The organism is Thalassospira sp. UBA4513 (genome assembly GCF_002388495.1).
In the GTDB taxonomy this organism is placed as follows: Bacteria; Pseudomonadota; Alphaproteobacteria; order Rhodospirillales; family Thalassospiraceae; genus Thalassospira; species Thalassospira tepidiphila.
This window is the reverse complement of the sequence record NZ_DGMR01000023.1, coordinates 131,402-139,835: the sequence shown is the minus strand read 5'-3', so window position 1 is coordinate 139,835 and position 8,434 is coordinate 131,402. Positions and strand designations below refer to the sequence as shown.

The 8,434-nt window shown below is 54.3% G+C and carries 6 protein-coding genes; 1 reads left to right on the top strand and 5 read right to left on the bottom strand.

Annotation, left to right across the window (positions count from 1 at the left end; all coding sequences use genetic code 11):
• Window positions 1-313 precede the first annotated feature (313 nt).
• Window positions 314-1,336, top strand: coding sequence for a proline racemase family protein (locus B2T33_RS09685; RefSeq protein ID WP_286791813.1), 1,023 nt, complete (start codon window positions 314-316; stop codon window positions 1,334-1,336).
• 68 nt (window positions 1,337-1,404) lie between these two features.
• Here B2T33_RS09685 and B2T33_RS09680 read toward each other — a convergent pair whose 3' ends face one another.
• From B2T33_RS09680 to B2T33_RS09660, 5 genes are all read right to left on the bottom strand, one after another.
• A complete protein-coding gene (locus tag B2T33_RS09680; RefSeq protein WP_286791811.1) occupies window positions 1,405-2,073 on the bottom strand; it encodes a GntR family transcriptional regulator in 669 nt (222 codons plus the stop codon).
• A 219-nt stretch (window positions 2,074-2,292) separates the two neighbouring features.
• On the bottom strand, window positions 2,293-3,294 hold the full coding sequence (locus B2T33_RS09675) for a 4-hydroxyproline epimerase (protein WP_286791810.1): 1,002 nt from the start codon (window positions 3,292-3,294) through the stop codon (window positions 2,293-2,295).
• A 10-nt stretch (window positions 3,295-3,304) separates the two neighbouring features.
• Window positions 3,305-4,606, bottom strand: coding sequence for an NAD(P)/FAD-dependent oxidoreductase (locus B2T33_RS09670; RefSeq protein ID WP_286791809.1), 1,302 nt, complete (start codon window positions 4,604-4,606; stop codon window positions 3,305-3,307).
• A 171-nt stretch (window positions 4,607-4,777) separates the two neighbouring features.
• Window positions 4,778-5,674 (bottom strand): dihydrodipicolinate synthase family protein, encoded by an 897-nt coding sequence (locus B2T33_RS09665; protein ID WP_286791808.1) that lies wholly within the window; start codon window positions 5,672-5,674, stop codon window positions 4,778-4,780.
• A gap of 206 nt (window positions 5,675-5,880) precedes the next feature.
• On the bottom strand, window positions 5,881-8,301 hold the full coding sequence (locus B2T33_RS09660; protein ID WP_197147100.1) for a glycosyltransferase: 2,421 nt from the start codon (window positions 8,299-8,301) through the stop codon (window positions 5,881-5,883).
• Window positions 8,302-8,434 lie beyond the last annotated feature (133 nt).

The window sequence follows — 8,434 nt, the reverse complement described above, 5'->3', positions numbered from 1 at the left end:
CGTCGGTGGAGGCGGGTTATAGGCCCCACTCCCATAACTGTCAAACACCTTTTTGCAAAAAAATGACAGAAATGTCGTTACGCAAAATTTTTGCGCGAAACCCTATATAGGTTTCACTTTTATGACCTGCAAGGGGCCCAAAACCCGAAAATCGGGGGTCGCTTCGATTGCTCTGCGCGATAATGCCGATAAGATGTTCGCGCAAGTTTTTACCCGCCACAGAATCACCCGCGCCAAAAGCGGCAAATAATCCGGATCAACGCCCATGCAAGACGATAAAACATCCCCGAGATCGCAAAGTGATTCGGAAATCATGCGCTCTTACCCCCATCAATCAACCTCGATTGAGGTGATCGACATGCATACCGGGGGTGAGCCGCTGCGAATCATCACGTCCGGTTACCCCGATATTCCCGGCGCGGACATTCTGGCCAAGCGCCGCTATGCCAAAGACCATCTTGATCACCTCAGGCGATTTTTAATGTTTGAGCCACGCGGCCACTTCGACATGTATGGGGCTATTCTGGTCGAACCGAGCCTGCCTGATGCCGACCTTGCGGTGCTGTTCATTCATAATGAAGGTTATTCGACCATGTGCGGCCATGCGATTCTGGCGCTTGGTCGCTACGCGATTGATTATGGACTTGTCAAAGCGGTCGCGCCAATCACCACAGTTAATATAGAATGCCCCTGTGGTTTGGTGCGTGCCGAGGTCGAGGTGCATGAGGACAAAACCGGCAAGGTGCGGTTTTCATCGGTACCGTCCTTTATGTTTGCCAGCGACCTTTCCTTGCAACTTGCCGATGGCACGAACTTCAAAACCGATATCGGCTATGGCGGCGCGTTTTATGCCATTCTGGATGCCGGGCAATTTGATGTCGCCATCACGCCGGAAAATGCCCGCCAACTGACGCGTCTGGCAGAGGCGATTTGCCAAGCGGTGAATGACAGCGTGACGCTGGCCCATCCCGATCATGACGATCTGGCCTTTTTATATGGCGCGATCCTGACCGACGGGCTCGATGCGTATGGGGAATCCCCGACACGAAATATATGTGTGTTTGCCAAAAACCAGGTTGATCGCAGCCCTACCGGATCCGGGGTCAGCGCAAGGCTTGCCATCCAGCATGCCAAAGGTCTGATCACACCAGGACAGGTCCGTCTGTTTGAAAGCGTGATCGGGTCGAGCTTTGAAGGATCGGTTGAAGCCATAACCCGCTGCGGCCCGCACCCGGCCATCGTCGCTTCGGTCAAGGGCAAGGCGCATTACAGTGGCAAGGCCTGTTTCTGGCTTGAAGACGATGATAAGATCGGGCGCGGCTTTATTGTTGGCTGAGTTCAACAAGACAGAAACAGAAAAGGGATGCCATCAGCATCCCTTTTGACATTCCGAACTTGGTCCGCCTATTCACGCGCCTTGCGCAGGCAATCCATCAGGCTGTCAGCCGAATTCTGGATGTGGTTTGCCAGCAATTCGACAGCCTCTTCGACATTCCCGGCCTTGCAGGCCTCGAATATCTGGTGATGTTCGCGTTCGGCCCGGTCGGTTGCGCCGGAAAGGGCAAGCTGTGCCTGGGTGAAGCGGACCGTGTTGTTGCCGATCATGCGGACAATCTCAAGCGTCTTGGGACGGTTGGATGCGCGATAGAGGCGATCATGGAATTCGCGGTTAAGCTCCCCCCATTTCGACACATCGCCAGATCGGAACGCCTCGTCATAAACCATCAGGATATCTTCGACCGATTTGAGGTCGACCGGGGTCAGGCGCGGCACGGCGTGACGCAAAAGATCACATTCAAGCAGCTTGCGGACTTCAAACAGTTCCTCGATCTCGTCAAGAGAGAGCTGCGAGACAATCGCGCCCTTATGCGGCTGGAACGAGACGAGGCCTTCGGCATCAAGGCGCTGCAGGGCTTCGCGGACCGGAATGCGCGAGACATTATATTCACCGGCGATCGCATCCTGTCGCAATTGGTGACCCGCTGGGAAATCACCCGTCAGAATGCGTGCACGAAGATCTTCGGTCACCTGATCGGTGATGGTACGGCGGGTAAATCGCGGTGATGCGGTCATTTCAGCTCTTTAATGGTGTGGTCCCGACGTCATATTACATGTCGGTGATCGGGCGTTTCATGCCACCCGACAGAATTTGCCCGTTTTGCTATTCATAGCGCTGGGCCTCAGAAGTCGCAATATAATTGCATACTGTATAAGCGTGCCCGTTTTGTCGATATACGACAAAGGGGGCATCTGCCCCCTTTTGATGTAAAGATGTGATCGACAGCACTTTGCCTATTTGACAATGAAGCCATGGGCATAGGGATCGCGATCATCAATGAAGATGGTGTTGTAGCCATGCTTGCGCGCCCAGCCTTCAATCCCCGGCACGACGGCATCAAATTCACCGACCTTGGTTTTCTCGACCACCGACACCCGGAACTGTGATCCGATGATGCTTTCATGGACCAATTCATGCTCGGGATCCCACTGCCCCTTGGCGACCAGTTGGGCGAGACGGGCCGAGGAGCCAGTCCCACATGGCGAGCGATCAATACCCTTGTCACCATAAAACACGGCATTGCGATGTGTGCTGTCGGGTTGGGTCGGCTTGCCGGTCCACTGAATGTGCGACAGCCCCTTGATATCGGGATAGAGCGGATGCACGAATTCGTTCTGTTCGTTCAGGCGACGGCGGAGTTCCGGGCTGATGCGTTGCAGGTCACCGGCCGAGAAGTCAGCCATGTCGCGGTAGTTTTCCTGCGGTTCGACAATCGCATAGAAATTACCCCCATAGGCAACATCAACCCTGATCGGACCAATATCGGGGCAATCGACTTCGATATCGGTTTTATACAGGAACGAGGGCACGTTGGTCAGCTTGACCGATTCAACGTAATCGCCAACCTGATGATATTCGGCAATCACAAGGCCCGCCGGTGTTTCAAGGCGCAGACGACCGGGGGTTTTGGGCTTTACCAGCCCTTCCTCAATCGCCATGGTCACAGTACCAATCGTGCCATGACCGCACATCGGCAGGCAGCCCGATGTTTCGATAAACAGCACGGCGACGTCATAGTCATCAGAGGTCGGATCATAAAGGATCGATCCCGACATGACATCATGACCACGCGGTTCAAACATCAGCCCGGTACGGATCCAGTCATATTCCGCCAAAAAATGCGCACGCTTTTCAAGCATGCTTGCACCGTCAAGCTTGGGACCGCCGCCGGCAACCAGACGCACCGGGTTGCCACAGGTATGACCGTCGACACAAAAGAAACTGCTTTTCGCCATGGATGGGGCCCTAGATGCTATAGAAACGAGAGAAACGATTAATGCGATACGGGGTCATGTCGACCGGCGTTTTGCCCGTTGCCATCAGATCGGCAACCAGACGCCCGGTCGTAGCCCCAAGCGTTAAGCCAAGATGCCCATGCCCAAAGGCAAAATAGGCATTGGCATGATGCGGGCTTTTGGAAATGACCGGGGTTGAATCCGGCATGGAAGGACGGAAGCCCATCCATTCCGTGCCACCCTCGGCATTGAGTTTGGGCAGGACTTCCTTGCCTTTGGCAAACAGGGCCTTGGCACGTTCATAATTTGGTGCTGCCAGAAGCCCCCCAAGTTCCACCGCCCCACCGACGCGAATACCCCTTTCAAGCGGGCTTAAAACAAAGCTGTCATCGGCACAGACAATCATGCGCGACAGTTTGGCATCGTGATAGGGCACGGTGGTGTTATAGCCGCGTTCGGTATCAAGCGGCACCGGCGAACCCAGCCGTTTGGCCAGCGTTTTTGACCAGGCACCGCAGGCGACAACCACATGATCAAACGTGATCATGTCGCCGGCATCTGTGGTGGCAGCACGCGGTTTGCCGTCGCGGAAGACGAAATTGATGACATCGGCGGTCTGGAACTTGCCACCGCGATCAAGGAAATGCTTGAAAATGCCGGTGGTGATTTTGAACGGATCAAGGACATGGCCCCAGTCTTCTTCCATCACGCCACAGGCAAAGATCGGCGCCAGATCCGGTTCGATATCGCGCACTTCATCACGGGTCAGATCGCGCAGCTTGATACCGTTACGCCGACGCAGATCAATGGCATATTCGGCCGCCTGACGAGACGCATTGCTGCGATACACCGCCATCGCACCATGTTTTTTGAAAACCGCATCCGCAAGGCCAGCTTCCTTAAGGACCGGGTCGTAATCATCCCATGCGCGGTTGAGCAAGGTCGCCATATTGGTTGCGATCTGTTCGACCCGTTGCTTTCTGCTGGATGCCAGAAACATCAACAACCAGGGCATCATTTTTGGCAAATAGCCCCAGCGCACCGAAAGCGGGCCCAACGGGTCCATCAACCAACCGGGCACGTTTTTAAGCACGCCCGGCATGGCAACCGGCGCGCATTCAGAAACCGCAACGCCGCCGGCATTGCCAAAGGATGCGCCCATGCCCGGTTCGCCGCGATCAAGAATTGTGACGTCATAGCCCTTATCAAGTAGCGCCAACCCGACATTGGCCCCGACAATACCCGCACCAATCACAACGACCTTTTGACCGGCGGCGGTATCGGATGGCGTAGCGGTTTTGGCTGATGTCATTTTGGGGCCTCTCGAATTTCGACGATGCGTATTTTGGTGCTTCTGAGCAGCAAACAGATAGCAGGAAGCTCCCCCGCGAGATAGGCGGAGGAGCTCACTGTTTCATCAAATACCGTCTCAATGCAATCACGGTGTTGCGCGATATGCATCCTGATTGCAAAGGACTGCCGATCAAAGAGACGGGCGGGTATCGATGGCTTTCTGGATGGTGGCCTTGATGGTTTCAAGCTCTTCACCAACCAGCGGCAGACGCGGTGCACGGACGTGCGGTTTGCCAACGCCGGTCATTTCCTGGGCAAGCTTGATGTACTGAACCAGCTTGGCATGGACATCCATGTGCAGAACCGGGGTGAACCAGCGATAGATTTCAAGCGCTTCGGTGTATTTGCCTTCCGACAGCAGCTTCCAGAGCGCGACCGATTCTTTCGGGAAGGCATCGGTGAAACCGGAAATCCAGCCAACAGCACCGAGAACCTGCGTTTCCATGACAAGGTCATCCATGCCGCAGAACAGAACAAAACGATCACCACAGGCATTATAGATGTCGGTAATACGACGCGGATCGCCCGAGCTTTCCTTGATCGCGACAAGGTTTTTGACATCGGCAAGCTGGTTGAACTCTTCGGGCTTGATGTCGATGCGATAGGCACCCGGGTTGTTATATATCATGATCGGCAGCTTGGTCCCGCCCGCGACCGTGCGGAAATGTTCGATATTTTCGCGCGGGTCAGCGGTATAGACCATGCCCGGCAGAAGCATCAGGCCATCAGCACCGAGCTTTTCGCATTCCTGAACATAGCGGATGGCCGCACGGGTCGAATTTTCGGCCACACCGGACAGGACCGGGATGCGGCCCTTGGTAACTTCGACGGCCAGTTTCAGAACGGCGATTTTTTCGTCCGGCTCAAGGGCGGTGTTTTCACCAACCGAACCCAGCATGACGAGGCCATCGACACCGGCCGTGATCAGGTCTTCGATCTGTTTGGCGGTCATATCGAAATCGATCGAACCGTCTTCGTTCATCTGGGTGGCAACGGCGGGGAAAACGCCAGTCCAGTTTACCTGCATAGAAAGAAACCTCCTGTTATGGCAGCACGGTAACATACCGGCGCCTTTAAGCATCACAGCCCCGATCAACGGCGACCGCATTCAATTCATGTATATTGTATACAAAACTAAAAATCACGATGCAACGGGATTTTTTTCGAACAGAAAAAGGGTCCGGAAACGGACCCTTTCGATGCGATAAATCTGACACGGACAGTCAAGCGTCTTCACGCTGTCGCAGTGGCCTTTGCTGAATGATTTGCCTCCGTGGCCTCATCACCTGTCACGAAGGCAAGGGTCTGGGCAATGATGACGCTATCGCAAAGGTCGCGCTCTACTAGCTCTCGGGCGGCCTTGCCATACGCCTTCCGCCGAGTGTCGTCTTCCATCAGTTCTTCGATCGCACCGGCGAGTGCTGTGCTGTCACGCAAAGGAACAAGAACTCCGTTCTCGCCATGGCGCACGATCTCTCGACAACCGGGCACATCGGTTGCCACCATGGCAAGTCCGCTTGCAGCCGCCTCAAGCAAGGACTTAGGCAAGCCTTCGCGCCAGGACGGCAATACCGCAAGATCGGACTCACGCAGGAGTTTGCCGATGTCTGATCGTTTGCCCAGCCATTCAACCAGACCTTCCGACTGCCAGCTTTGCAAATCTTGCTTGCTGGCGCTATCGGGATTGGCCGGATCTACGTCACCGACCAAGACAAGGCGGTAATCGCGTTTGCGCGATTTCAGAATGCGCGCAGCCTCAATCAGTTCACCAAGCCCCTTGGACCAGAGCATGCGCGCGACAAAAATCGCTGATTTGGGCTCGGACGTTTTCTCCCCTGCCGGGCTAAAGGCCGAGATATCAACACCGGATCCACGGATCAGTGCCAGACACCTTTCCTTATAGCCAAGCCTCTTCATCAAGGCATAGTCATCCGCATTCTGCACGATCACCCGGATCGATGGGCAAAGCGCGTAAAAGCGCAGCAACAATGAAACGATCTGACGCAAGATCTTTGTTTTTGCCCCATCTGAGACAAACAGGAAGCCAAGACCTGTAACCATGTTAACCGACCGCTTTGCACCGACCAGAATCCCCGCAAATGAAGATAGAACCACGCACTGGATCGCCACATTGACGATAACATCGGGATTTTCACGCCGGATCAAACAAGCCAGCGCTGTAATGGTTTTGAGGGATTTGAGCGGGCTTAGGCCACCGCGCGCAATCGGCACATGGACCAGGCGAAAACCTTCCTTGCGTAAGCCCTCAGTCGCAGCAGCCGTGTTGCAGGCAACGACAACATCATCCCCACGCACCAATGCGGCACGCCCCAAAACGATCCTGTGCGAAACAAAGGACCAGTCTTCAGCACAGACGATCAGGGTTTTACGACGCTTCACGGTGGCGTCCTTAACAAGAAGTCGCTCACGCCTTAGGAAGGCCAACGTAAATGTCAGCATCACCACACCAAACCACCACGAGGTCCAGAATGAGTAATTGAACAACCCGGCAAACCAGTAGGACGCCATCATCATCAACGTCAATCCACCTTTGACAATTCCGTTGTGGCGCACATCCTTAAAACCGGTGAGTCCGATCATTAAAACGAGCGGGACAACCACCGCCAATCCAAGTGCGCCAGCTTCCAACCAGATTTCCATAAACCAGCTATGGGGATGCCCCGGCAAAACAGATTGCGTTGAGCTACCCGCCAATTCATTCGCACCCGGCACCCAAGGTGCCGCGTTAATCCCATAGCCGATAAGCGGATGGTCAAAGACATGGCTAAAGGTAAACTGCCAGATCATTTGTCGATGTACATCAACAAGCCATATTGGCAGATAAGGCTCAAATCCACGCAGGTCGGACATATTACCTGTCACGTCGCCGAGCCAGGAAAGCGCGATCACGACCAATATTCCAATTGCAGCGGCGATAGCCACTTGCACCAGACGCGAACGAATCAGAAATACTGCACAAAAACCAATCGCGCCGCACGCAGCCAGCATTGCGGCAACGTTTGCTCTGCCATGGGAAACCTCGAGAATCGGCACAATCGCGACGGCAATTGCGAGCGAGAAAAACCGGCTTGCATTCTTCCGATCAACCGCATCGAAAACCAAGATCATCGCACCAAAGATCAGGAAACTGCCCACAGGTTTCAAGCGCCGAGTAATGTCAAAATCGAAATCGGGTTCTCGTAGCGCTTTAAGCGACAGGACTTCTGGTTGAACCAAGATCGCAAGCAGGCAATAGCTAACGAGTATCCAGGTGGCATAAATACAAGCATCCCATGCCAGTTTGGCTTTGGGCTCGATCAGACGCATCAAGTACCAGATGCCCGCAACCATCGCGAAACGTCCAAGCCAGGTGCCCAGCGACTTCTCTGGCACGACAGAAAAGCTTGCCGAAATCAGAAACACAATCAGTGTGGCAACAACCAGCCCGCCAATTGGCGTTGCGATATCACGGCGCATTTTGCGCCATGCTTCACCATGATCAGCAGACACAACCGCACAGATCAGTGACAGTCCAAGACCAATCCCGAGAGCCGCCCGACCAAAAAAGAACAAGGGTGCCGAAATGCCAAACAAAATGGCAGCGATGCCGAGCATTGTATCGCGCCAATGCCGGGTCGAGACGGTCTGTTGCATGATGGGCGGTTCCAAATTGAAGTCTGTCACCTTGCTAAACGCGCGGCGCTTTCGCGTCAATCATCATTGCAAGAACGCGTCGACCAGTTGGCACGACATATGGTTTAATCATCATCATAATTTTCAACCAATT